Origin of the sequence: Streptomyces globisporus (assembly GCF_003501885.1) — a bacterium.
GTDB classification, from domain to species: Bacteria; Actinomycetota; Actinomycetes; order Streptomycetales; family Streptomycetaceae; genus Streptomyces; species Streptomyces globisporus_D.
Window position 1 is genome coordinate 14,462 of sequence record NZ_QWFA01000114.1, and the last position, 23,389, is coordinate 37,850.

Here is a 23,389-nt window from a genome sequence, read left to right on the forward strand (position 1 = left end):
CGGCCATGCGCTTCCGCCACCCGGACGGCTCCACCGTCCACCTCGCCTACTGCACCAACGTCCACCCCGCCGAAACCCTCGACGGCGTCCGCGCCCAGCTCCGCGACCACTGCGAACCCGTCCGCCGCCGGCTCGGCCGGGACCGGCTCGGCATCGGCCTCTGGCTCGCCCGGGACGCCGCCCGCACCCTGATCAACGACCCCGCCGAACTGCGCGCCCTGCGCTCCGAACTCGACAGCCGCGGCCTGGAAGTGGTCACCCTCAACGGCTTCCCGTACGAAGGGTTCGGCGCCGACGAGGTCAAATACCGGGTTTACCGGCCGGACTGGACCGAACCCGACCGCCTCGCCCACACCACCGACCTCGCCCGCCTCCTGGCCGCCCTGCTCCCCGACGACACCACCGAGGGCACCATCTCCACCCTGCCCCTCGCCTGGCGCACCCCCTACGACGGCGACCCCGAGGCGGCCCGCACCGCGCGCTCCGCCCTCACCACCCTCGCCCAGCGCCTCGACGCCCTGGCCGAGATGACGGGCAAGTCCATCCGCATCGGCCTCGAACCGGAACCTGGCTGCACGGTCGAGACCACCGCCGACGCGATCGCCCCGCTCACCGACGTCGGCCACGACCGCATCGGCATCTGCGTCGACACCTGCCACCTCGCCACCTCCTTCGAGGACCCCGCGACCGCGCTCGACGCCCTGGCCGCCGCCGGTGTCCGCATCGTCAAGTCCCAGCTCTCCGCCGCCCTGCACGCCGAGGACCCGCACCTGCCCGAGGTCCGCACCGCGCTCGCCACGTTCGCCGAACCCCGCTTCCTGCACCAGACCCGCACCAGCACGGCGGCCGGGCTGCGCGGCACCGACGACCTCGACGAGGCCCTCGCCGGCCGGGCGCTCCCGGACTCCACCCCCTGGCGCGCCCACTTCCACGTACCGCTGCACGCACCCCCGGCGCCCCCGCTGACCTCGACGCTCCCCGTGCTCCGGGACGCGCTCGCCCGGCTCGTCGGCGGACCCGCGCCCCTGACCCGGCACCTGGAGGTCGAGACGTACACCTGGCAGGCGCTGCCCGCGGAGCTGCGGCCCCGCACCCGCACCCAGCTCGCCGACGGCATCGCCGCCGAACTCACCCTCGCCCGCGACCTCCTGGTCGACCTCGGCCTCAAGGAACTGCCATGAGCGCGCCCGAACCCGGCACGGAAACCGCACAGGAGACCGGCGGCCCCACCCCCCTCCTCGTTCTCGACGTCGTCGGCCTCACCCCGCAGCTGCTGGCCCACATGCCGAACCTCCGGGCCCTGGGGGAACAGGGCGCGCAGGCCCCGCTGTCCACCGTGCTGCCCGCCGTCACCTGCGCCGCCCAGTCCACGTTCCTCACCGGGGCGATGCCCGCCGAACACGGCATCGTCGCCAACGGCTGGTACTTCCGCGAGCTCGGCGACGTCCTGCTGTGGCGCCAGCACAACGGGCTCGTCGAGGGCGACAAACTCTGGGACGCCGCCCGCCGCGCCCACCCCGGCTACACGGTCGCCAACATCTGCTGGTGGTACGCGATGGGCGCCGACACCGACTGGACCGTCACTCCGCGCCCCGTCTACTACGCCGACGGCCGCAAGGAACCCGACTGCTACACCCGGCCCCCCGCCCTCCACGACGAACTGACCGACAAACTCGGCACGTTCCCCCTCTTCCACTTCTGGGGCCCCGGCGCCGACCTCGTCTCCTCCCAGTGGATCATCGACGCCACCCGCCACATCATCGCCACCCGCACCCCCGACCTCGCCCTCTGCTATCTGCCGCACCTGGACTACGACCTCCAGCGCTTCGGCCCCGACGACCCCCGCTCCCACCGGGCCGCCGCCGACCTCGACCGGGCCATCGCCCCGCTGCTGGCCGACGCCCGCGCCGAAGGCCGTACGGTCGTCGCCCTCTCCGAATACGGCATCACTCGCGTCGACCGCCCGATCGACATCAACCGGGCCCTGCGCCGGGTGGGCCTGCTGGAGGTCCACACCCAGGACGGCATGGAATACCTGGACCCGATGGCCTCCCGCGCCTTCGCCGTCGCCGACCACCAGCTCGCCCACATCTACGTACGCCGCCCCGAGGACCTGGAGGCGACCCGGGCCGCCCTCGCGGACCTGCCCGGCATCCAGCAGCTCCTCGACGACGAGGGCAAGAAGGAGCACCACCTGGACCACCCGCGCTCCGGCGAACTGGTCGCCGTCGCGGAGAAGGACGCGTGGTTCACGTACTACTACTGGCTCGACGACGCGCGCGCCCCCGACTTCGCCCAGCTCGTCGAGATCCACCGCAAGCCCGGCTACGACCCCGTCGAGCTCTTCATGGACCCAGAGGACCCCTACGTCCGGGTCAAGGCCGTCTCGGCGGTCGCCCGCAAGAAGCTCGGCATGCGCTACCGCATGGCGGTCGTCCCGCTGGACCCCTCACCTATTCGCGGCAGCCACGGCCGCCTCCCCGAGAGCGACGACGAAGGTCCGCTCATCCTCTGCTCCACCCCCCACGTGTTCACCGACCGGGTCAGGGCCACCGAAGTGAAGTCCCTGCTCCTCCAGCTTGCCGGACTGCACTGACAAGCCCCGTTACGCACCCGGCACCGCACCACTCATCCCGTCAGGTCAGCAAGGGAGACACCCGAACATGAGCCGCACCTCAAAGGACACCGAACTCGCCCGCAGACTGAGCCGCCGCAACATCCTCGGTGTCGCCGCCGGAGCCACCGCCGCCACGATCATCGGCACCGCGAGCGCCCAGGCAGTCGGCCGGGGCCAGGGCCACGGGAACGGCCACGACCACGGCCATGGGCACGGCCACGGCAAGGGCAAGCCCGTCCTGCCCCCCGGCCGCCTCGGCATCCAGCTCTACAGCCTCCGCGACCAGATCTCCACGCTGGGCTTCGCGCCGGTCTTCGCCGAACTGGAGAAGTACGGCTACGACGAGATCGAACTCGCGGGTTACACCCAGGGCTCGGCCGGCCCCATCACCCTGGACCGGCTCAAGCGGCTGGCCCGGGACCACGGCCTCAACCCGATCGGCAGCCACGTCGGCTACTACGACGACAACAACCCCGGTGCGTACACCTTCGCCCAGAACCTGGAGAAGGTCCTCGACGACGCCCAGGCGCTCGGCCTCAAGCACATCGGCACGGCCTCGGGACCGTTCCGCTACGGCTCCACGGTGGACGGCTGGAAACGCGCGGCCGACGACTTCAACAAGTACGGCGCCGCCGCCCGCAAGCGGGGCATGAAGTTCTACCAGCACAACCACGCGGAGGAGTTCTCCTTCGCGACCGACAGGCCGAACGTCCGCCTCTACGACGTCCTGCTCGCCGAGACCGACCCGGACCTCGTCTACCTGGAGATGGACATCTACTGGGCGTACTGCGCCCAGTTCCGCTTCAGCAAGCGCGTGGACGGCACCGCGGCCCCGCTCGACCCGCTGAAGTACGTTCTGAAGCACCCGAACCGCTACCCGCTCTTCCATGTGAAGGACGGGGTCCGCGACGAGACGACCCGTGACGGCTACCGCATGTCGGACGTGGGCGACGGGGACATCGACTACAAGGCGTTCCTGTCCAAGGTCACCCAGCGCACCCACCACGGCCGGAGCTACCACCACTGGCAGGCCGAGCACGACAACCCGGTCGAGTCGCTCGCCTTCGCCCGCAAGTCCAGCGAGCATTTGCACTCGCTGCGCGAGGGCCGCTGCGGCGACTGACGCACGAGGCCCGGCCCACCGGAGAGATCCCAGCGGGCCGGGCCGCACCGCGCACGTTTCTCCCCTTACCCGATGCCCTGCCGGTCCGGAAGGAGGGCGAACGCGCGGTCGGCGGCCACCGGAACCGCCCGCTCCATCGTCTGGACGAGCAGCTCACGATGTCTGGCCAGAGATGTCCTCCGTTCCTCGGGAACGATCACCAGCAGATCGTCGAGTCCGGCCATGAGCCGCCGTGTGACCTGAGGGCTGCCGGTGACACACCAGCGGATCTCCTCGAAGGCGAGATCCACCAGGTCGTCCCAGCCCGGACCGTCCTGCACGAGCCGCACCCGCCCGGCCCGGTCCCGGTGATACACGGTGCCGAGCGGCAGATGCGCCACGGCCGCGAGGAACTGCACGATCCGGTCCAGGCACTGCACAGCGGTGGTCGGATCGTTCACGGACGTGGAGAGCGCCCGCAGCGCGATGTCCACGAGCTGACGCAGCCCGAACGCCAGGTCCTGGTGCAGCGTGCGCTCCACCGATACGGAGACGGCGTACCGCAGCCGGAGGCGGGGCGGCACGGCCCCGCCGTGAACGGCGAGCATCGGCGTCCCCGGCACGACGAAGTCCCCGATCCGGGGGATGACCCGCAACACCACACCATGCCGCCGCGCGGCCCGGACCAGCCGCGCCGTGTTCACGTCCCGGAGCACCCCGGCCCGCCCCTCATACACGACGCGCGCCGTCTCGGGCCCCACCTCGTCGTCCCCCTGAGGCCCCCGCGGCATCCTGCCGAGAACCCGGAACGAGTCCCGCGCGATCCGGTCGACGACCGGCCCCACCTGCATCAGCCGCAGCGTCGAGCTCACGTAGACGACGAAGAGCAGCAGACTCGTCCCGACGAGCACCAGCATCAGCAGGCTCTGGACCAGCGGTACCGACACCACCCGGCGCGGGTCCGTCTCGCTCTCGTACGAGGAGAGCACCAGCAGCGACACGAGGAACGTCGCCAGGAACACCGTCATCGTGAGCTTGCTGATCCGGCTCCTGACGAAGATCCGCACCACGCGGGGGGTGAGCTGACCGCCGGCCATCTGCACCGCGACCAGCGAGATGCTGAAGACGACACCGATGAAGGTCATCATCGCCGAGCTGACGGCGGTCACCACGGCCTTCGTGTCCTGGGAGAACCCGATGAGATCCCCCAGCTCGTCGTAGGCCTCCTCCTGCTGGAACAGCCGGACGATCGCCTCGTCGAGTTCGGTGGCGACGAACCACAGGACGAACACGCAGACGAACCCCATGGTCGGGGCGAACCAGAACGTGTCGCGCAGATGCTCGCGCAGAGGGGACAGCGGGCGGGGCCGGCGGTAGCCGCGATCACTCATGAACGCGAAGGTAGCCCCGCGACCTCCGCGGACCGGGGAGGCCGACCGCCCACCTGCCCGCCGCACCGCACTGACCACCGGATATGCGGGTGAAGGGCACGCCGAACCCCTGGTATTGTTTTCCATGTCGCCGCGGGGAACACACCGCGAACGACAGACACCTTGTCCGGGTGGCGGAATGGCAGACGCGCTAGCTTGAGGTGCTAGTGCCCTTTATCGGGCGTGGGGGTTCAAGTCCCCCCTCGGACACCAGCAAGGGACGTTCACGAGATCGTCCCGAAGCGTTCACGAATTACCGGTCGAGTCATGTGACTCGCCGGTATTTCGTCGTTTCTGGGGCCTTGAGCCTCGTGATCGGCCCGGTGAGGGGGTGGGGCGGTGGCGGTCCAGGTACTGCGCCTCTCACCTGCGGAAACAGGACATGCCTGCGCCACGGCTGGTAGCCGTGGCGCAGGCATGTGGGGTTTTCAGGGGGGCGGAGCGCGGCGGAGGTGTGTCACTCGCGTGGCGGAGGCTCGACCTGCTCGGTCGGAAGCGGTCGCGCCAGGGGCGGGTCGGAGGGCTCACCGGGTTGGGTTGCGGCGCTCCGCGTGCCGGCTTCGCGGGGCTGGATGCCCTGATCGCGGAGGAACCGTCGGATGGCCCTGAGGTTCGTCACGAAGATGATGACGGCATTGAGCAGGGTCTGCGCGACGCGTCCGTGCGGCAGGCGGAGCTGGGGATTGTCGATGCTGTCGAGCGCGGACTTCTTGAGGTTGCCGTTGCCGCCCTCGTTCTGACTGCGCAGTCCGGACCAGGCTTCCTGCCACAGAGGGGTGAACAGGGGGGGTGCTTCTGCCGCAACCTGGCCGACACGGTGCCCGAGGCGGTGACACCTCCCGGTTGCCCTCCCACCTCGCCGCTGCCGCGCTGACGGTCCACATCGCGCCCGGGCGGGCTTGCGGGAAGGCCGCGGGGACCGGGCATGAAGGACCGGGGCCTCGCATGCAAGTTGCCGCGGGTTGCCGCCACGGAGGACCGTGAGCGGTAGTGCCGCGAACGCGGGTACTGCGGTCGCGATCGAGCGGTTCCTGGCTTTCTCGCACGTCACTGTGACCGCGCACAGGCACCGATCTCCTCGTACGCGGCACCGCCGTCCACCAACTCACGCACCTGCTCGACCCGGTCGTCGCGTTCAGCCTCCTCCATCTCCGCCGCGCGGACGCGTGGCCCGAAACCGTGCAGGGCCGAGCGGGGTACGCGACGCCCCCTGGCAGGCGAAGGTGGTTTCGCTCGGCCGCAGTTGGCCCCTCTCGGCAGTTGATAGCGTGTGTGTGGCGGAGCACACACAGGCTGGGGGCAGCATGGGGCTGGCAAACCAAAAGATCGCTTCTCAAATCGAGGACCTGTTGCAGGGCAAGGTCGTCATCCCCTCCATCCAGCGCGACTTCGTCTGGATGAGGCCCGACGTACGCGATCTCTTCGACTCCCTCTACCGGGGCTACCCCGTCGGTGCCCTGCTGTTGTGGAAGACCAATCTGACCGTCCCCTTCAAGACGGCTGCCGTCGTCCAGGCCGACAAGTCGGCGCACCAGCCTCTCTATCTCCTGGACGGGCAACAGCGGTTGACCTCCCTGGCCTGGGTGTACCGGCCGGAGTCAAAGGCGGACGGCCGGCTGATCGACCTGCGCTTCGATGTGCGCACCGAGGAGTTCGTCAACCCGAGCGCGATCCAGAGCAAGGACCCGCTCCTGTTCCGTGTTTCCACCTTGCTGCAGGAGAACGTGCAGTACCACGAGGTGCTCAGAGAGGCCGGGATCGATTACTCCGCCCCGCAGTTCGGCGCATGGATGCAGCGCTTGCAGAAGGTGCACGACATCCGTAAGCAGGAGATCGCCGTCATCACCTACGAGTCCGACGACTACGAGGAAGTCGCCGAACTTTTCGCCCGGTTGAACAAGGGCGGTCGAAGGCTGTCCAAGGGTGACCTCGTCTACAGCGCCATCGCGGCGCGGTGGTCCGACGGCCTGGACACCATGGACGCCTTCCACCAGGAGCTGCAGGACAGCAACTTCGCCCTGAACAGGGAAGCCGTCCTGCGTCTCACGAGCCTCCTCGCGGGAACCGGCGCTCATCACATCAAGCTCATCGGGGCGGACATGGACGAAGCCGCGCTGAAGGAGGCCTGGCACGCCACCGAGAGGGCGCTGCGCTTCGCCATCGACTTCCTGAAGGGCGAGTGCGCGATCCCCCGGTCCGAGGTCCTCTCATCACCGAACGTCACCATCGTTCCCGCCCTGCTGCTGCACCACCGGGACGGCAAGCTGCGTCCGGGGGAGGCTCAGCTACTGCGTCGCTGGGTGTACACGGCGACGGCGTTCAGTCACTACTCGCTGCAGGTCGAGGGCAAACTCGACTCGGAGGCAAGGCTGATCAAATCGCGTGAGGGAGAGGGCCTGTTCGCGGAACTCATTCGCCGTGCCTCCGGCACCCGGTCCCGGGACAGCGCCCTCCACCCGAGGGACCTGGAGCAGAAGTACTCCACGCATCCCTTCTTCAAACTGCTCTATATCGCCGCGTTGCGGGGCACGGCGCGGGACTGGGCGACCAACATCGCCATCAGCGACCAGCCGATGAATAGCGGCGCCAAGATCGAATTCCATCACGTCTTCCCGCGCGCCCGAGTCCAGGGGACATACGCGAAAGAGGAGTGGAACAGCCTCGCCAACCTTGCCTTCGTCACCGGTCAGACGAACAAGATGATCTCCTCCGGGCTGCCCGTCGACTACATGGCGGGGATCGCGCCGGAGCGCCTGGCCGAACAGTGGATCCCCGGCGACCCAGAGCTGCGGTCCCTGGACCGCTTCCCCGACTTCCTGGCCGCACGCCGGAGTCTGCTGGCCAACGTCCTCAACGAGTTGCTCGGTCTTCCCAGCTACGACGCACAGGTCATCCCCCGGGACATCGACGAGCTGCCTGGCGACGAGCAGCTGATCGTGGAGGGCCCGACCGCACCCACGCTCGTCGGGGCAGAGGTCCAAGAACTTCGCACGAAGCGCGGTGTCGAGATCCACGCGGTCTACGAAGGCCAGCGCGTCGACGCCTACTACGATCCCCTGTCGCGCGTCGTGAGGATCCCCTCCGGTCCGGGACGAGGCGAGTACGAGACTCCCAGCGGGGCGGCGGTCGCCGTGGTCCACGCCCTGAACCCGCACGTAAATCCGAATCGGAACGGATGGAACTTCTGGACCGTCACCGCAACGGAACGGTTGTTGCAGAGCGTTCGGTAGTGAACGGCCCCTCCATTCGCCTACCTACGTCGGGCCTCCGCGCTCGTGAGGTTTGACGTAGGTGTGTCCCTTCGGCAGCTGATGGGTCCCGGTCAGTCCGGCGCTGCGGTGAGCTTCGGCGTACGCGGCCTGGGCCGTAACGCTGGCCTGTTTGCCCAGGTGCTCGATCTTCATCAGGTGCCCCGCGACGCCGTGCTGTGAAGAGGCGCTCGGCAGGTGTACGACCCGCTGCTTCTTCGGCTTGGGCAATACGAAGGGCGTGTAGCAGACGAGGCGGACCGTTCTCTCGCCCGGACGGGCCGGAAAGTGAAGAACGCCGTCGGCCGCACAGCTTCCTGTTTCCCAGGTGAGGCGGCTTCGGTTGATGAGCCCGTTCACCGAAGCGCGGATCGCGTCGCTCGAGTACTGGTGGGACGTGCCACGGCTTCGAACGCCGCGGATCAGGTTCTCCACCGGCAGAAGCGCGCTGCCCGCCTCGTCGAGATAGCCGAGTTTGCGGATTGTCTCCTGCACCAGCACATCGAGCGAGACACCGATGCCCGCTGGGCTGTGGGCCAGGCTCATCGGGAGTTCACGGGCGATGATCCGGGGGTCGTACGCGTAAGAGAACCGTTTCGACCCGATGAAGACGGGACGTTCCAGTGGGGTGAGAGACAGACGCAGCCGGCTGCGGTCCAGTTTGGCCGTGATCCGGGTGCCGGGCATGAGTTCCGCGCCCGGCCACCGGATCCCTCGGAGGTGCTCTTTGGTGACCTTCTTGCGGAGCGAATCCAGTAACACTGTCGGGAAGCCGCGGCCGTGGTCAAGGTGCACGACTTTGGCCGTCCGGATCCGACGTGCGGCCTGCGAGGGGAGCGGACACTGCCCGTGCTCCACGTGATGTCGGCGGATCACGAACGTCCACTGTAGTTCGGAGGCCGTCTCGACTACGTCATGGGGTTGACCCGGGTCCGGTTGCCGGATCAGTACCGTCTGGTCGAGTCTGGAGGTCGCTGCACCTTCTGCACCGTCAGGAGCCGAGGCAGTGCCGACGACCGGGGCATGAGGCTCATGCGTACTGGCCACGTTGGTGAGTCTATGAAGGTGGCAGTCCGCGCAGTGGGCGAGTTTCCTGCCCGCACTCGTGGTCTTGATGGCGACCACCGTGTCCTTGGTGGCCCTGCCGCATTGATGGCACGAGAACGAAATCGGTGCGGAAAGCTTCTGCAAGGTCCAGCGAACATGAGTACGTGTGCTCTGCAAGATCTCTGCACCCTGGAAGTGCGTTTCCTGAGCACTCACGATCGGCCCCCTTGCCGCGCGAACTCCGCCGTGCCCCGCCTTGCCCCTCCGGTCGCGACGGTGCGCCACGTCAGCGTCGGCGGCGGAGGCGCCACGGGTGGCGATCGCCTTGTTCCGTGTCCGTGTCCTGTGCGGGACACGAAGCTCTGACGAAGAGTCTGCCTGACCCATGCCGGCAGAACCAGACAGTGAGGAACTCGCTCTGCACTCCTGCCTCCACCCAAAACGGACTGGGCTTGCCCGACCAGGAGACGTACAGGCTGTCACGGGCCCTTGTGCAGGCGACGAACAGCAGGCAGCGCTCCGACAGCATGTCCGTCTCGTGCTGCTTGGAGTCCACCTCGGGCGGTGTGACCGCCTTCGGGAACGGCAGCGCGTCCTCGGTGACGCCGATGACCGCGACGCAGCGGAACTGACGGACGGCGACATCGACGGCCTCGGGGTCGCAGCCCAGCTTGATGAACACCACGTCTGGGTCGGCTCGGAGAAATTCCGCAGCGCGGTCGCGGCCGCCTCCCTCTTCGGCCGGATGAAGAAGGCGTCTCCACCCAGCTGCTCGACCTGTCCGACGCGGTTGTCACCGTCCCCGCCAATGCCACGGGCGGCGCGCTGCCGCACCCGTGCCGCGGCAGCGAACGTCCCACCAGCAGGACCCCACTTCGCGTGGGGTCTTCTGCTTTGCCGGACCGGTGGCGTGCCCCGGTGGGCAGAGTCCGGATGCGCTGCGGAGCCAATCACCCGATGGAGAACCACGCAGCCGCCGCCAGGACCAGAGGAACCGGACAGGCCAGCGCTCCCAGCAGGAGACTGCGCGCGTCACCGGACATTCGCCGCACCGCCGGTGCCCGGCAGACCGCGACGAACATGCCCGCGCCGACGCACAGGACCGCGAAGCAGCACAGCAGAAGGCCGCCGACCGGCGCACCTGCCGCCGCTCCCCACAGCGCTGTCATCCCGACCAGGAAGCACAGCCAGGAGACGGACAGCGACGTGAGCAGCCACAGCACCGCGGACAGCAGCACCACACCGGGGCGGCGAGGCGGAGGAGTGATGCGGGCCGGTCCGTAGAGCGCGTCATAGGTGCGAGAGTCCATGCCCTGATCCTCACCGGTTCGCCCCCGCCGGACATGAGACGGATGACTCAACCGAGCGTGGCCCCGTACTCACTCCAATGGCGACGACGCCGTGCCCGAGCTGCCGACGACCGGTGAGTGGGCCCCGGCTCCGAGCGAGCCTCCGGTGCCGGTCATTCGCCGTCCGGTGGCCAGGCCGCGCCCGGTCACGATGGTGGTCGAACTCCGCCAGTTCAGCGGCGAGGACGTTGAAATGGCGGAGAGTGGCCCACAAGCTGCGCTCCCCGACGACGTAGAGGCGGCGCTTGGCACGGCTCGCGGCGGGCACGCCACAGTGCCCCGACGGCGGCCTGCGGCGTCGCCTGCCCGGCTTCGTCGACGAGCAGCCAGCCGATCGGCTCCCGGCCGAGGCGGGCGAACATGCTGCCGACAGACGAGAACGTGGTGGAGACGACGGGCACCAGGAGGGACCGGAAGCTGACCGCCCCCTCCCGTCACGATCCGGTCTCGGCCACGGGAGGGGGTCTTGCTTTCGGCCATGTAATCGATTCCAATCATGCGTGTAATCGATTCCACGGCGTCCGTGAACCGGTCCACCACCGGTCGGTCACCGGGTTTCGAGGTGTACGGAAACCACAAGGAGGTGGTCCGGACATGGCGAGCATCAAAGATGTCGCGGCCGAGGCGGGGGTGTCCGTCGCCACGGTCTCGCGCGTGCTGAACAGCCATCCGTCCGTCAGCGAAGAGGCGCGCACCCGTGTCCTCGCCGCCGTCGAGGCGCTCGGCTACCGGCCCAACGCGGTGGCCCGGTCGTTGCGCACGGCCCAGACCCGCACCCTCGGCCTGGTCATCAGTGATGTGCTCAACCCGTACTTCACCGAGCTGGCCCGCTTCGTCGAGGAGGAGGCCCGCGCGCTCGGCTACAGCGTCATCATCGGCAACGCCGACGAGCGGCCCGAGCTCCAGGACCACCACATCCGCACGCTCATCGACCGCAGGATCGACGGGCTCCTCGTCTCGCCTGCCGACGGCGGCTCCCCGCTGATGCGGGACGTCACCCTGGGCGGTACGCCGATGGTCTTCGTCGACCGCTGGATCCCCGGCATCGACGTGCCCGTCGTCCGGGCCGACGGTACGGGCGCGGTCAAGGATCTCGTCGCCCATCTGCACGGACTCGGGCACCGCAGGCTCGCCATCATCGCCGGGCCCGCCGCCACCACCACCGGCAACGAGCGTGTCGAAGCGTTCCGGGAGGCCATGCGGGGGCTGGGGCTCGCCCTGCCCGCCGCCTACATCGGGCAGGGCGACTTCCAGGCCGCCAGCGGACGCCGGGCCACCGAGCAGTTCCTCGCCCTGGCCGAGCCGCCCGAGGTCGTCTTCGCCGCCGACAACCTGATGGCCCTCGGCGCGCTCGACGCGATCCGGGCGAGGGGTCTGCGGGTGCCCGACGACATCGCGCTCGCCGCCTTCGACGACATCCCGTGGTTCGTCCACACCGATCCGCCGATCACCGCCATCGCCCAGCCCACCGCCGACCTGGCGCGGGCCGCCGTCCGTGCGCTGGCCGACCTGATCGAAGGACGGACCCCGCAGTCCGTCACCCTGCCCGCCCGCCTCGTCGTACGCCGCTCGTGCGGCGGGGCCGCAACGAACCAGAGGAGCGACCGGTGACCGCACCGGAGGAGCAACCGAGCACCGCCCCCGACGAGTTGCTGCGCATCGAGGGTCTGCGCAAGACCTTCCCCGGCGTCGTGGCGCTCGACAACGTCGACTTCGACCTCCGCAGAGGCGAGGTCCATGTCCTGCTCGGCGAGAACGGCGCGGGCAAGAGCACCCTCATCAAGATGCTCTCCGGCGCCTACCGCCCCGACCACGGCCGCATCCTGGCCGAGGGCCGCGAGGTGCGCATCGACGGCGCGCAGGACGCCGAACGGCTCGGGATCGCCACCATCTACCAGGAGTTCAACCTCGTCCCCGACCTGACGGTGGCCGAGAACATCTTCCTCGGCCGCCAGCCCCGCCGCTACGGACTCGTCGACCACCGCCGGATGCGAAAGGACGCCGCAGAGCTGCTGCGTCGCGTCGGCGTCGACGTACGCCCCGACGCCAAGGTGCGTGAACTGGGCATCGCCCGGCTCCAGATGGTGGAGATCGCCAAGGCGCTCAGCCTGGACGCCCGCGTCCTGATCATGGACGAGCCGACCGCCGTGCTCACCTCGGAAGAGGTCGACAAACTCTTCGCGATCGTCCGCCAACTCCGCGAGGACGGCGTCGGGATCGTCTTCATCACCCACCACCTGGAAGAGATCGCCGCACTCGGCGACCGCGTCACCGTCCTCCGCGACGGCCGCAGCATCGACCAGGTCCCCGCCTCCACCCCGGAGGACGGACTCGTCCAGCTCATGGTCGGCCGCAGCATCGAGCAGCAGTACCCGCGCGAACGCCCCGACACGGGCGACGCGTTGCTGTCCGTGCGGGGGCTGACCCGTGACGGTGTCTTCCACGACATCAGCTTCGACGTGCACGCCGGCGAGGTAGTCGGCCTCGCGGGACTGGTCGGCGCCGGGCGTACGGAGGTGGCGCGCGCGGTCTTCGGCGCGGACCCGTACGACGCCGGCACCGTCGACGTACGCGGCGAACGCCTCGCCCGGCACGACGTCCCCGCCGCGATGAGCGCCGGGATAGGCCTCGTACCGGAGGACCGCAAAGGCCAGGGGCTGGTGCTCGACGCCTCCGTGCAGGAGAACCTGGGCCTGGTCACCCTGCGGTCCGCCACCCGCTCCGGGCTCGTCGACCTCAAGGGCCAGCGCACCGCCGCCGCCCGCATCTCGAAGCAGCTCGGCGTCCGCATGTCCGGCATCGGCCAGCACGTGCGCACGCTGTCCGGTGGCAACCAGCAGAAGGTCGTCATCGGCAAATGGCTGCTGGCCGACACCCGGGTCCTCATCCTCGACGAGCCCACCCGGGGCATCGACGTCGGTGCCAAGGTCGAGATCTACCAGCTCATCAACGAACTGACCGCCTCCGGCCACGCCGTCCTGATGATCTCCAGCGATCTGCCCGAGGTGCTCGGCATGAGCGACCGCGTCCTCGTCATGGCCCAGGGCCGGATCGCCGGGGAACTCCCCGCCGAAGAAGCCACCCAGGACGCGGTGATGGCTCTCGCGGTCTCCACCTCCGCGCCCCACGAACACCCCGCACCGAAGAACGAAGAGGAGGGCCCCCGTGGCCACTGAGACACTCAAGAGTGACACGGGCAGCACAGGGGGCGCCTCCGTGATACGCCGCGTCCTGCTCGACAACGGAGCCCTGAGCGCCCTGGTCGTCCTGGTGGTGGCGATGTCGCTGCTCTCCGGCGACTTCCTCACCACGCAGAACCTGCTGAACGTCGGCGTCCAGGCGGCCGTCACCGCCATCCTCGCGTTCGGCGTCACCTTCGTCATCGTCTCGGCGGGCATCGACCTGTCCGTCGGCTCGGTGGCCGCCCTGTCGGCAACGGTCCTCGCCTGGTCGGCGACATCGGCGGGCGTACCCGTCGTCCTGGCCGTCGTCCTCGCGATCGTCACCGGCATCGCCTGCGGTTTCGTGAACGGCGCCCTGATCTCGTACGGCAAACTCCCGCCGTTCATCGCGACGCTGGCCATGCTTTCCATCGCCCGAGGTCTCTCGCTCGTCATCTCGCAGGGCAGCCCGATCGCGTTCCCCGACTCCGTCTCACGGCTCGGCGACACGCTCGGCGGCTGGCTCCCCGTACCGGTCCTCGTGATGATCGCGATGGGCCTGATCACCGCGCTGATCCTCGGCCGCACCTTCATCGGCCGTTCGATGTACGCCATCGGGGGCAACGAGGAGGCGGCCCGGCTCTCCGGTCTCCGCGTCAAGCGCCAGAAGATCGTCATCTACGCCTTGTCGGGCCTCTTCGCCGCCGTCGCGGGCATCGTCCTGGCCTCGCGCCTCGTCTCCGCCCAGCCGCAGGCCGCCCAGGGGTACGAACTCGACGCCATCGCCGCCGTCGTCATCGGCGGGGCGAGCCTGGCCGGCGGTGTCGGCAAGGCGTCCGGCACCCTGATCGGCGCGCTGATCCTCGCCGTCCTCCGCAACGGCCTCAACCTCCTCTCCGTGTCGGCGTTCTGGCAGCAGGTCGTCATCGGCGTCGTCATCGCCCTCGCCGTCCTGCTCGACACGCTGCGTCGCAAGGCCGGTTCGGGGGCGGCCTCCTCGGCCGGGACGGCACCCGGCGCACCGGGCGCCGGGCGCAGGGGAGCGCTCAAGTTCGCCGGGGCGGCGCTCGCCGTGGCCCTCGTCGTCGGCGCGGTCTCCTACTTCAACTCCGGTTCGTCCGGGGGCACGAAGAAGATCGGCATGTCTCTCTCCACGCTCAACAACCCCTTCTTCGTGCAGATGAAGGAAGGCGCCCAGGCGGAAGCGGAGAAGGCGGGCGTCGATCTCACCGTCACCGACGCCCAGAACGACGCCTCCCAGCAGGCCAACCAGCTCCAGAACTTCACCAGTTCGGGAGTCTCCTCGATCATCGTCAACCCGGTGGACTCCGACGCCGTCGGGCCGGGCGTCCGCAGCGCCAACAAGGCCGACATTCCCGTGATCGCCGCCGACCGGGGCGTCAACAAGGCCGACACCGCGACCCTCGTCGCCTCCGACAACGTGGCGGGCGGCAAGCTCGCCGCCGACGCGCTGGCCGACAAGCTCGGCGGCCAGGGCAGCATCGTCATCCTCCAGGGCACGGCGGGCACCTCCGCCAGCCGTGAGCGCGGGGCCGGCTTCGCCGAGGGGCTGAAGGCGTACCCGGGCATCAAGGTGGTCGCCAAGCAGCCCGCGGACTTCGACCGCACCAAGGGCCTGGATGTCATGACCAACTTGATCCAGTCGCACCCCGGCGTCACCGGCGTCTTCGCCGAGAACGACGAGATGGCGCTCGGCGCGGTCAAGGCGCTCGGCAGCAAGGCCGGGAAGTCCGTCTCGGTCGTCGGCTTCGACGGCACCCCCGACGGCCTGAAGGCGGTCGAGGCCGGCACGCTCTACGCGTCGGTCGCCCAACAGCCCGCCGAACTCGGGAAGATCGCCGTGCAGAACGCCGTGAAGGCCGCGAAGGACGAGAAGGTCGCGAGCACGGTGAAGGTGCCGGTCAAGGTGGTCACCCGGGAGAATGTCGCCGACTTCTCCTGAACCCGCCCCGCGCACCGGTTTGCTGAACCCGGACCGACGAAAGCAGGAAGCACGCCCATGCACGACAACGCCTCCGACGACCGGTACGACCTGCTGGTCGTCGGGTCGGCCAACGCCGACCTGGTGATCGGCGTCGAGCGCCGCCCCGCCCCCGGCGAGACGGTCCTCGGCTCCGACCTGGCCGTCCACCCCGGCGGCAAGGGCGCCAACCAGTCGCTGGCCGCCGCCCGCCTCGGCGCCAGGGCGGCCCTGCTCGCCCGGGTCGGCGACGACGACCACGGACGCCTCCTGCTGGGTTCCCAGCGGGCGGCGGGCGTGGACACGGGCGGCGTCCTGGTCGGCGGGGCCCCCACCGGTGTAGCACTGATCACCGTCGACCCCTCGGGCGACAACAGCATCGTGGTCTCCCCGGGGGCCAACGGACGCCTCACACCCGAGGACGTCCGGGCGGCGGCCCCGCTGCTGGCCGCCGCCCGGGTGATCTCCGTGCAGCTGGAGATCCCCCTGGACACGGTGGCCGAGACGGTACGCGGCCGGGGGCCGGACACCCGGCTCGTCCTCAACCCGTCGCCGCCCGCCCCGCTCCCCGACGAGGTGCTCGCCGCCTGCGACCCGCTGGTGGTCAACGAGCACGAGGCGCGGTACATCCTGGGCGAGGACGCGGGGGAGGGGCCGCACGACTGGGCCCCGGCGCTCCTCGCGCTCGGCCCGCGCTCGGTCGTCATCACCCTGGGCGCCGCCGGGGCCCTGGTCGCGGACCGCCGTACGGACTCGCTGGACCACCTCGTCAGCCCGAAGGTCGAGGCCGTCGACACCACCGGTGCCGGGGACGCGTTCACGGCGGCCCTGGCCTGGCGTCTCGGCCGGGGCGACGACCTGCGGGAGGCGGCCGCCTTCGCCGTGCGGGTGGGAGCCGCGGCGGTCACGGCACGAGGGGCGCAGGAGTCGTTCCCGACGCTGGAGGAGGTCGACGCGCTGTGAAGAAGTCGGGCATCCTCAACCGCCATCTGGCCGGCGCGATCGCCGAACTCGGCCACGGCGACACCGTCCTGGTCTGCGACGCCGGCATGCCGATACCGTCCGGCCCCCGCGTCGTCGACCTGGCCTTCCGCGCAGGCACCCCGTCGTTCGCCGAGGTACTGGACGGCCTGCTCGACGAACTGGTCGTCGAGGGCGCGACGGCGGCCGAGGAGCTCCGCGACGCCAACCCGGCGGCCGCGGCGCTCCTGGACACCCACTTCCCTTGGCTGGAGTCGGTCCCGCACGACGACCTGAAGGCGCTGACGGCGACGGCCCGCCTGGTGGTCCGTACGGGGGAGGCACGGCCGTACGCGAATGTGCTGCTGCGGTGCGGGGTGTTCTTCTGAGGGGCATCCGGCCGGGGAGCTGTTCTCAGCCGGACGCCCCCGGGGCGAGGCCGCAGGAACCGGACCTCTGCGCCCCGTCCTGTCCCCTCAGCGTCACGACCCCCCGGCCGTCCTCGGTCTGGTTGTAGGCGATCGTGCAGGTCAACTGGCGTACGGCCGTGGCGTCCAGCCCCTGCACGGCGAGGGGCAGGCGGGCGGTGACCCCGCCGTCCGAGGAGACCTCCACCGTCACGGTTCCCTTCTCGCGGACAGCGGGGAGCGCCGTGGTCAGACCGGCGGCCCGGTCCGCTTCGCCCGGGCCGGAGAGCAGCGCCAGGACGACCTTCTCCGTGGGTGCAGGACCCGCCGGCCCGGAGGGGCCCCGGTCGGCCGCGCCCGGCTCGATGTAGTCGTCGCCGAACCCGGCCGAGGGTCTGACCTCCCGGATCACGGGACTCAACCCGCCGTCGGAGGAACGGAAGAAGAGCAGCATGTCGGCGTCACGGTTGAGGAAGGCCTCGACCGTCGCGGGGCCGCCCGCCTCGACGACGTCGGAGTCCGGGATCCCGCAGCCGCCCATCAGCGGTATCCCGACCGCGGCGACGACGGCCGCGGCGAGGTCGCGCCACGACGCACGCCTCCTCGCGACACCGTGCCGGCACGTACGCCTCATCTGCCGGCCTCCTCGGCCCGGAGCGGTATCCCGACGGTGAAGACGGCACCGCCACCGGGCAGGTTCCCCGCGCGGATCGTGCCGCCGTGCAGAATCACGTTCTCCAGGGTGATCGCCAGGCCCAGGCCACTGCCGCGCGAGCGCGTACGGGCCGCGTCGGCCTTGTAGAAGCGGTCGAAGATGTGCGGGAGCGCGGCGGCGGGGATGCCGGGGCCGTGGTCCGCGACCTCGACGACGAGTGCGAGCGTGCCCGAGGAGCTCGCCTCGGTGCGCAGGCGCACGGTGACGGGCGCGCCGCCGTGCCGCAGCGCGTTCCCGACGAGGTTGGCGATCACGACGTCGAAGCGGCGCGGGTCGAGCCGGGCCCGGATGCCCGGGGGGAGTTCGGTGCGGATCCGGTCGTCGTCCGCCCAGTGCCGGGCCTGGAGGGTCTTGCGGATGGTCTCGGCGACATCGATCTCGTCGGTGTTCAGCTCGGCCGCGCGGGCGTCGAAGCGGGAGATCTCCATCAGGTCCTCGACGAGCACGGCCAGCTTTCCGGTCTCCGCGCTGATCAGCCGGACCGCCTGGGCGGTGTCGGGGTCCAGCCGGTCCGCGTCCTCGTCGAGGACCTCCGTGACGGCGAGCATCCCGGCGAGAGGGGTGCGCAGTTCGTGCGAGACGTCCGAGGCGAAGCGGCGCGCACGCGCCTCGGCATCGCGCAGCTCACCGACGGAGCGCTCCAGGTGGCCCGCCGACTCGTTGAACGTGTCGGCCAGGTCGGCCAGTTCGTCCCGGCCGCGCACCGGTATCCGGGTGTCGAGTCTGCCGCTGCCCATGCTCCGGGCCGCCCGGCGCAGCTCCCGTACCGGACGCAGCACGCTGCGCGCCGCGAGCAGGGCGGGGACGAGCGCGACCGCGAGACCGGGCAGGGCGCCGTTCCGGGCGGCGACGAGGAGCGCGTCCACGTTGACCTGCTCGTCGGTCAGCCGCATGACGGCGTACAGGACGAGCCCGCTGGGAAGCACGCTGTCGGGGCCGGTCCTGAAGACCGTGGGCATGCCGATGGTCAGGTAGGGGACGCCGTCCTTGACCACCCGCTGGAAGCTGCCGTACCGGTCGGCCGTCGCCGCCCGGCGCAGTTCCGGGGTGATGACGGAGGAGACGGGGTTCTCGCCCGAGGACGCGCGGACCGAACCGTACTCGGCGAACACCACCCAGGGGCGAGGCTTGCCCGTGCGGGCGAGGTCGCGCAGGATCTCCTCGATCCCCTCCTCCTCCACGGGCAGCCTCCAGCCTGTCCGCTCGACCTCGTCGCGGAACGTCGAGACGGCCATGTCCTGGGCGGTCTTCAGGAGCGCATTGCGGGCCTCGCGGTAGGTGAGGGCGGACGTCGTGCCGGCGCTGACCGCGGCGACCAGGAGGAAGGCGGCCAGCAGCCGGGTGCGCAGACCGAACGCCCTGACCCGCGAACGCTTACGGGTGTGTGCGGCGGGCCCCGCGCCGTCCGCTCGCCCGCTTCTGCCGCCGGGGCGGGGGACGGTGATCACAGCGGGCCGAAGCGGTAGCCGAAGCCCCGCAGTGTCTGGACGTACCGCGGGGTGCCGACCTCGTTCTCGATCTTGCCGCGCAGCCGGGCGACGCAGGCGTCGACCAGTCGGCCATCGGCGTGGAAGGTGTGCTCCCAGACGTTCTCCAGGAGCTGCTGCCTGCTGAACACCTGCTCGGGAGCGGCGGACAGGTGCAGCAGCAGTCTGAGCTCCGAGGGAGCGAGCGGCAGGGGCCGGCCGGCCTTGGAGACCGTCAGCCCGACCCGGTCGATGGTGAGGTCGCCGTAGACCTCGATGGCCGGGCGGCCCGTCGAGCCGTCGTCCATACGGCGCAGCACCGCCCGGATCCGGGCGTCGATCACCTCGGGCCGGGCGGGTTTGACGATGTAGTCGTCGGCGCCGGCCTCCAGGCCGATGACCACGTCGAAGTCGTCGCCGCGCGCGGTGAGCATGATGATCGGCAACTGGCTGTGCTCCCGGATCCGCCGGCAGACCTGTACGCCGGTCATGCCGGGCAGCATCAGGTCCAGCAGCAGCAGCTCGGGGCGGAACTCGGCCAGCGCGGCGAGACCTTCCTCGCCGGTTCCGGCTGCTCGTACGTCGTGGCCGCGCCGGCGCAGACCGAGTTGGACCCCCTCACGTACGAAAGGGTCGTCCTCGACGAGGAGCACGCGGGACATCGGCTGTTTCTCCCTGGGTGGTGGTGGTCGGGTCAGGTCCCAACCCGCCGACTGCGTACACGCGAAAGCAGTGTGTTCAGTTCGGTGAGCCGCAGCGGACGGGCGAGCGGGGTGAAGGTGAGGCCGAGGGCGGTGCGCGTCGTCGGTGACGTCTGCGTCATCGGCGGTTCAGATACGCCTGGAAGGCACGGTGAAGCGCATGGTTGGCGCTGCCGCCCACTGGCCTCTCCCATTCCCCCAACGTCTCGACGACCTGACCACCGGTGCCGAGCTTCCACCGCAGCAATCCGTACGCACGTTCCTCCGGATCGAGAGTGGAGGGTACCCCGCGCATGTCGTAGACGTCCGCCCCGGTCGCGTGGGCGTCCAGCAGCATCCGCCACTGCAGGGCGTTGGAGGGCCGGACCTCGCGGCGGTGGTCGGCCGACGCCCCGGTCTGGTACCAGGTCCGTCGGCCCACGGTGATCATCGTGTGAGCGGCCAGGATCTCACCCCGGTGCCGCGCCAGATACAGCTTCATGCGGCCCGGTACCTCGGCGTTGAGAGCGGTGTACTGACGCTCGTAGTACGCGAGTGAGCGGCCGAGACGGAATCCGTCACGACGCTCGGTGAGGGTGAGCAGGCGGCTGAACTCGGGCAGGTCCGCCGCACTGCCGACCACCACCTCCACCCCCTCCTTCCGGGCCCGGCGCACGTTCCGGCGCCACTCCTGGTTGAGCCCGGCCCACAGGTCGTCCGGGGTGCGTCCGGAGAGCGGTACCTGAAAGACGTGGCGGGGCTGGGCGTCCCCGCCCTGGCCCGTCCCGTCGCCACCGCAGCGCCGCCAGCCCCTGAGCCGCAGCCGGTCCGCGACGGCGGATCCGAGGGGGTCGACCTCGCTGGCCAGGACGTCGCCGAGACGGCGGCCCGGACCGGCGTGCGGCTTGAGCCGGGCGGCGTCCCAGCGCCGGTAGGCGGGCGACGGGCCGATGCGCACGGCGAAGGCCCCCGCACGGCGCAGGTGGTCCAGCAGCGGATCGAGCCATGCGTCGACGTCGGGGTCGCTCCAGTCCGCGACGGGACCTTCGGGGAGGTAGGCGAAGCACTTGCGGGTACCGGGGAACTGACGCAGCAGCACCAGGGCCGCCCCCGTCAGCGCGCCCGCCTGCGGATCGGGCCCCCAGCCGATCAGGTGGGCGCGCCAGCCCTCCTTGACGTCGGCCCAGGACGGGCACTGGAGGAAGCCGGGGCCGAGGGCCCGCCCTTCCGGGGACGCGAGGAAGGCGCGGTAGGTCTCCGGGGTGATGGTGCCCAGGGCCAGGCCCTGGTTCCGTGCGCGGCGCACGGGGCTGGACGACGACGGCACGAGCAGCGCTGACACGGTCTGACCTCTCCTTCTCCCCGGACCCGGTCGCGGGGACGGCTCCCGCACTCGGTCGCGGGGGCGGTCTCCCGGACTTTCGCGGGACGGCTCCCCGGACGTTTCGCGGGGACGCAGAGGATGCTCACAGCGCTTCATGACCGCTCCGAGCGGCGAATGTGACCGGACCATGACCGTTCCTCACCAGTCGCCGTCACATCGCCCCATGGCGTCTGAACTGGGGTTTTTCGGATCTACAGTCGCAGCATCGCCGACTCGTCCGGCTCTCTCGCGGCTCTCCCGGAGGCTCCGTTGTCCCGCTCGTCACACATACCCGTGCACATCCACGCCCGCGTCCGCGCCGCCGTGGTGGCCGCCCTCGTGGCACCTCTCGCCGCCTGCTCGTCCAGCGCCTCTTCCGGCGGCCCGGCCGCCGAGGCGACACCGGACGCGCCGACTCACGGTCTCGGGCGGCCGCCTCACCTCGGTGACCGTCACCGACGCCGAGGGCCGCCGGCTCGCCGGAAAGGCCGCCGCCGACGGCCGCTCCTGGGCCTCCGACCGCAAGGCCGCACCCGGTACGACGTACGAGGTGACGGCCGCGACCCGGAGCACGGGCGGAACCGTCCGGACCGCCCGGGCCGGCTTCACCACGGCGGCGGCGGACAAGGTCAACAAGGTCGACTGGCGACCGGGCACCGGCACCACCGTCGGCGTCGCCCAGCCCATCTCCCTGGTCTTCGACCACCCGGTCAGGAACCGGGCCGAGGTCGAGAAGCAGCTCAAGGTCACCACCTCGAACGACACCGAGGGCTCCTGGGGCTGGATGCGCGACTGGTCGGGCCGGGACCGGGTGGACTGGCGGCCCAGGACGTACTGGAAGCCGGGGACCGAGGTCAGGCTGAAGGCCGAGCTGAACGGCACCGACTCGGGTGCGGGCGGCGGCTGGTTCGTCCGCGACTACACGACGGCCTTCACCGTCGGCGACCGGCAGATCGTCGAGGTGACAAACGGTCCTGGCGGGGGACCGCCGTACTCATGGCCAAGGAGGGCACGATCAACATGAACTCCGAGACCGTGGGCCTCGCCGACGCCTACGACAAGATGGTCGACCACTCCATGCGGTTGACCTGGTCAGGCATGTACGCCCACGCCGCCCCGTGGAACGCCCGCCATCTCGGCAGGGCCAACCGGAGTTCCGGGTGCATCGGCATGAGCGACGCGGACGCGGCCTGGTTCTACGGGCAGGTGCGGCCGGGCGATCCGTTCGAGATCACCGGCAAGGACACCAAGGGCGTGGTCGCGCCGGGGAACGGATTCGGCGCGTGGAACCTCTCGTGGACCGAGTGGCAGGAGATGAGCGCGTTGCGCTGAGACCGTTCGGCGGAGTGAGTCGTCCATGGCGCTGAAGAAACTTCTGGCAGATCTCGGTGACCGGAGCTAAGCTCCCCCGCGATGACTCACTCCATGAACAGATTGGGGGACCCGTCCGCGCAAGGTGAGTGCTGATGCTCCCTTCGACCGCGAACCGGGATTCCCGCCCGTCCTCTTCTCCTTCCCCCTCCTTCTGGCCGCGCGTGCGCGAGTTCGCCGTGCCGGCCCCGATGATCGAGACTGCGACCGCCCGCCGCGAGGCCGGGGACTGGGCAGGAGCGTGCGCCGCAGCAGGCGTCGACGTCGATCTCCGACTCCGGTCCGTGGCAGTCAGCCACGGCCGGGCCCTCGCCGCCCGCATCAGGGCAGACCTGCGTCATCTGGCTCCCGACCTGCTCCGCTGGCACATGCCGAGAATCGCCCCGCACGGGCTGCTGCGCCCGGGGCTGACGATCGATCTGGCCCGCTACGACCCACCGGAGCGCGACGGGCCGGGCCCTCTGCACCTGGTCGTCCGGACCCCGCCCGCGT

16 protein-coding genes, 1 tRNA gene and 3 pseudogenes are annotated in these 23,389 nt (G+C 70.4%); 12 read left to right on the forward strand and 8 right to left on the reverse strand.

Translation table 11 applies throughout. The features are described 5' to 3' along the window. Positions 1-5: 5 nt before the first annotated feature. The 3 genes from eboE to D3105_RS21075 all read left to right on the forward strand — a co-directional run bounded on the left by eboE (position 6) and on the right by D3105_RS21075 (position 3,740). Positions 6-1,181: a metabolite traffic protein EboE gene (gene eboE / locus D3105_RS21065; RefSeq protein WP_118904654.1), complete on the forward strand. Its 1,176-nt coding sequence runs from the start codon at positions 6-8 to the stop codon at positions 1,179-1,181. Then, positions 1,178-2,596: a nucleotide pyrophosphatase/phosphodiesterase family protein gene (locus D3105_RS21070; protein ID WP_118904655.1), complete on the forward strand. Its 1,419-nt coding sequence runs from the start codon at positions 1,178-1,180 to the stop codon at positions 2,594-2,596. The genes eboE and D3105_RS21070 overlap by 4 nt, the downstream gene beginning before the upstream one ends. Before the next feature lie 67 nt (positions 2,597-2,663). Next, entirely contained in the window at positions 2,664-3,740 is a 1,077-nt protein-coding gene (locus tag D3105_RS21075; protein ID WP_118904656.1) for a sugar phosphate isomerase/epimerase family protein, read from the forward strand. A 65-nt stretch (positions 3,741-3,805) separates the two neighbouring features. Here D3105_RS21075 and D3105_RS21080 read toward each other — a convergent pair whose 3' ends face one another. Next, positions 3,806-5,110, reverse strand: a complete 1,305-nt coding sequence (locus D3105_RS21080; RefSeq protein WP_118904657.1) for a DUF2254 domain-containing protein — start codon at positions 5,108-5,110, stop codon at positions 3,806-3,808. A 164-nt stretch (positions 5,111-5,274) separates the two neighbouring features. Here D3105_RS21080 and D3105_RS21085 point away from each other — a divergent pair. Both D3105_RS21085 and D3105_RS21090 read left to right on the forward strand, forming a co-directional pair. Beyond that, positions 5,275-5,362, forward strand: a tRNA-Leu gene (locus tag D3105_RS21085). Between the two features lie 1,091 nt (positions 5,363-6,453). Continuing rightward, a complete protein-coding gene (locus tag D3105_RS21090) occupies positions 6,454-8,379 on the forward strand; it encodes a GmrSD restriction endonuclease domain-containing protein (RefSeq protein ID WP_118904658.1) in 1,926 nt (641 codons plus the stop codon). Positions 8,380-8,403: 24 nt separating this feature from the next. Here the strand turns inward: D3105_RS21090 and D3105_RS34345 are convergent, their stop codons facing one another. From D3105_RS34345 to D3105_RS21105, 3 genes and pseudogenes are all read right to left on the reverse strand, one after another. Beyond that, positions 8,404-9,660, reverse strand: coding sequence for a hypothetical protein (locus D3105_RS34345; protein ID WP_123947586.1), 1,257 nt, complete (start codon positions 9,658-9,660; stop codon positions 8,404-8,406). A 205-nt stretch (positions 9,661-9,865) separates the two neighbouring features. Then, positions 9,866-10,075, reverse strand: a pseudogene (locus tag D3105_RS21100) (hypothetical protein); the annotation flags it as partial. Positions 10,076-10,394: 319 nt separating this feature from the next. Then, on the reverse strand, positions 10,395-10,754 hold the full coding sequence (locus D3105_RS21105; RefSeq protein ID WP_078654661.1) for a hypothetical protein: 360 nt from the start codon (positions 10,752-10,754) through the stop codon (positions 10,395-10,397). 633 nt (positions 10,755-11,387) lie between these two features. Between D3105_RS21105 and D3105_RS21115 the strand changes: the two genes are divergently transcribed. From D3105_RS21115 to rbsD, 5 genes are read left to right on the forward strand one after another with little or no spacing between them, the layout of a single operon-like run. Then, positions 11,388-12,404: a LacI family DNA-binding transcriptional regulator gene (locus D3105_RS21115; RefSeq protein WP_118904661.1), complete on the forward strand. Its 1,017-nt coding sequence runs from the start codon at positions 11,388-11,390 to the stop codon at positions 12,402-12,404. Beyond that, positions 12,401-13,969 carry a sugar ABC transporter ATP-binding protein gene (locus D3105_RS21120; protein WP_118904662.1) on the forward strand — a complete coding sequence of 523 codons (1,569 nt, stop codon included), beginning with the start codon at positions 12,401-12,403 and terminating at the stop codon, positions 13,967-13,969. Before D3105_RS21115 ends, D3105_RS21120 begins: the two co-directional genes overlap by 4 nt. After that, on the forward strand, positions 13,959-15,917 hold the full coding sequence (locus tag D3105_RS21125; protein ID WP_118904663.1) for a substrate-binding domain-containing protein: 1,959 nt from the start codon (positions 13,959-13,961) through the stop codon (positions 15,915-15,917). The genes D3105_RS21120 and D3105_RS21125 overlap by 11 nt, the downstream gene beginning before the upstream one ends. A gap of 57 nt (positions 15,918-15,974) precedes the next feature. After that, entirely contained in the window at positions 15,975-16,898 is a 924-nt protein-coding gene (locus D3105_RS21130; protein ID WP_118904664.1) for a ribokinase, read from the forward strand. Beyond that, positions 16,895-17,284 (forward strand): D-ribose pyranase, encoded by a 390-nt coding sequence (rbsD, locus tag D3105_RS21135; protein WP_118904665.1) that lies wholly within the window; start codon positions 16,895-16,897, stop codon positions 17,282-17,284. The genes D3105_RS21130 and rbsD overlap by 4 nt, the downstream gene beginning before the upstream one ends. 25 nt (positions 17,285-17,309) lie before the next feature. Here rbsD and D3105_RS21140 read toward each other — a convergent pair whose 3' ends face one another. The 4 genes from D3105_RS21140 to D3105_RS21155 all read right to left on the reverse strand — a co-directional run bounded on the left by D3105_RS21140 (position 17,310) and on the right by D3105_RS21155 (position 21,505). Further along, positions 17,310-17,936 carry a hypothetical protein gene (locus D3105_RS21140; protein WP_118904666.1) on the reverse strand — a complete coding sequence of 209 codons (627 nt, stop codon included), beginning with the start codon at positions 17,934-17,936 and terminating at the stop codon, positions 17,310-17,312. Beyond that, a complete protein-coding gene (locus tag D3105_RS21145) occupies positions 17,933-19,465 on the reverse strand; it encodes a sensor histidine kinase (RefSeq protein ID WP_118904667.1) in 1,533 nt (510 codons plus the stop codon). The genes D3105_RS21140 and D3105_RS21145 overlap by 4 nt, the downstream gene beginning before the upstream one ends. Beyond that, positions 19,462-20,145, reverse strand: coding sequence for a response regulator transcription factor (locus D3105_RS21150; protein ID WP_118904668.1), 684 nt, complete (start codon positions 20,143-20,145; stop codon positions 19,462-19,464). The genes D3105_RS21145 and D3105_RS21150 overlap by 4 nt, the downstream gene beginning before the upstream one ends. A gap of 157 nt (positions 20,146-20,302) precedes the next feature. Next, complete coding sequence (locus D3105_RS21155; protein ID WP_118904669.1) at positions 20,303-21,505, reverse strand: lipid II:glycine glycyltransferase FemX; 1,203 nt, start codon at positions 21,503-21,505, stop codon at positions 20,303-20,305. Positions 21,506-21,796: 291 nt separating this feature from the next. On the opposite strand from D3105_RS21155, the pseudogene D3105_RS21160 reads away from it, so the two are divergent. After that, positions 21,797-22,858: pseudogene (locus D3105_RS21160) on the forward strand (Ig-like domain-containing protein). 134 nt (positions 22,859-22,992) lie between these two features. Further along, positions 22,993-23,389, forward strand: a pseudogene (locus D3105_RS21165) (hypothetical protein); the annotation flags it as partial.